Below are 2,509 nucleotides of genomic sequence, written 5' to 3'. Positions count from 1 at the left end.
GGACATTCCCAGACCGGTACCTTCAATCTTATTTCCAATACTGTTTTTTTCTCTGGAAAAAGCATCAAAAAGCTTTGGCAGGAACTCCTCAGATATTCCTATACCGGTATCCGATATGGTTGTCCGGTAAAGAGCCCAGCCATCGTGATCATATGGCAGCTCCTCCACTGACATATTCACCCTGCCACCAGATTCTGTATATTTATAGGCATTGGTTATAATATTCAAAAATACATCCCTCAGCTTAACAGAATCACAATATATATGTGAATGTTTAAGATGGATATCCTTGGTAAAAATAAGTCCCTTTTTCTCCATCATTGGCATAAATACAGAATGAAGGTAGTCCATGAAATCATAGGCATCCCAGACAGCTTCATCCATTTCCAGGGTACCCTTTTCAATCCTTGCCATTTCCAATACATTGTCAATAATAGACAAGAGCACCTTGCTTACTTCATTCATTTTCAACAGATAATACTCACGCCGTGAAGGATCTTCCTGATATTTTTCCAGCAGATCCCTATACCCCATTATTGCATTCATAGGTGTCCTGATATCATGGGACATATTAAACAGGAATGCTGTCTTGGCACGGTTTGCAGCCTCAGCGGCCTCTTTTGCCGCCCTGAACTGTTCCTGCTTTTCCCTTTCAGCTATAACAATATCAGTAATCTCGCGGAACCCGGCTACTATTGCAGGATTACCGGATTCATCATTCAGACGCAGATAATTCCCCTGATAAAAATGACGCTGTCCGTTACCATCCACCTGGGCAAATTTAATGCGGTACATCTCCTTTGAACTGACCTGCATCACCAAATTTTCAATCTTTGTAATCCGGTGTATCCTTTCCCGGTCTTCAGGAGCCACATAGTTATCGATATATTCATCCATTATATTCTCATAGCTTTTGCCGGCGATGCGATTCTCAATTTCCTGATGAGTATATCTTGTATTTTTATGGCGAATAACACGCATGGTGTGTTTGATGACATTGATTACATTAACAGACAGATAATCCTTGGAAAAAATATCAAAGATCCTGGTATGCAGCTCCAGATGCTTCTGCTTGGAAATATCCTTGGCCATTCCCAAAACCTGTTTTGGATTACCGGCCTTATCAAAAACCCTGCGCACTGAAATATGAACATGCCGAACAGACCTGTCCTTGGCATACATGCGAAATTCCTCCTCATGTACATCCATAGGATCTGCTATATGCTTCAATACCTCCATGGCATCCAGAACCAAGCCCTGATCCTCAGGAAGAATGGAATTAAACCAATTTGGCCAGGTTGCCGGAAACTCTATTGAGCTGCTGTACCCAAGCATTTTCCAATATGCATCATTCCAGGAAATAGCTGCGACCTCACCATTATCAGTATAATCTATACGAAAGCGTGCGGTCTGATCAATATCATGTACTATTCCAAACCATTGGGCAGACTCGGCCTGACGAACCCTATAATACAAATTTTTCCGCAGGGTGGTGTTTCCTTCCCCCTCCTCCATCAGCTCAGAAATATCAATCATGGCACCATGCATCATGTATGGTTTTCCATCTGTGGAGCGAATCAGGTTGCCGGTGGCATTCACTAAAATATATGTACCATCTTTTTTACGAATACGAAATTCCACATCATATCCACTGCTTTCTCCTGTGGATGCAGCAACAGCTCCTTCAACCATTTTATCAACATCATCAGGATGAATATGATCAAGAAGGACCTGCAGGTTATCCGGAAACTCCTCCTGATTATTGTATCCTAATATCTGTCGCATTTCATCAGAGAAATAAACAGCCTTTATATGGCCATCCTCATTCAGCTCTTCATACCATGTACCTGAGCATATATGAAATTTCCCTATAGAACCATCTTTATCCATCATAATAAAGACCTCACTATACCTAGTATTTTAACCTTTTATCTTCGATTATGTACCTATGCCAAGCCTTAATACAACACATAAAAAACAACATTTCAAAATGCATCAAAACATAAAAACCTATTTTTTTACTTCCAACAAAATTATTGGTTATACTTCCTCTATCAGATAATCTGCATACTTCACTTAATTATCCTTTAATCCTGCATAATAGTCATATTTGCTGAAAGCCCCCTCCATACACTTAAAAAAATCATCATAATAATATAAACCATCATCATTTTTGCGTATACCCTCTAAATTTACAGCGTACCTGACAGGTGGATGTGCCAGATCCAATTGTGTACTGTGACGCAACTGGCTGTCACTCTGGTAGGTAACATAGGGATAAATATATTGCCCCCCATCTTTCCCCTGACGCACCTCAAAAACCAGCTTGCCACCAATAGGAGACCTGAAGCATATCGTTTCCGGCAGGTGATAATCACCTGCGCCCAAAACATTTAACAGCATCACCAGATTGGTATCATGTCCACATAAAAAAGTAAATTTACGATTTTCATCTTTTAGTGCAGCATCTATTTCCTGTAGCAAAAGATTAGTATTTCTCAAATACAGG

1 protein-coding gene and 1 pseudogene are annotated in these 2,509 nt (G+C 40.3%); both read right to left on the bottom strand.

The window, feature by feature from the left end; genetic code table 11:
• Positions 1-1,893 (bottom strand): PAS domain-containing protein (locus K6C05_RS07910; RefSeq protein WP_296733371.1); only part of this gene is annotated, 1,893 nt, incomplete at its 3' end.
• A 183-nt stretch (positions 1,894-2,076) separates the two neighbouring features.
• Positions 2,077-2,509: pseudogene (locus K6C05_RS07905) on the bottom strand (hypothetical protein); the annotation flags it as partial.

It is taken from the genome of Anaerovibrio sp. (assembly GCF_024697385.1).
GTDB lineage: Bacteria > Bacillota > Negativicutes > Selenomonadales > Selenomonadaceae > Anaerovibrio.
This window is presented reverse-complemented; position numbering and strand designations above follow the sequence as displayed.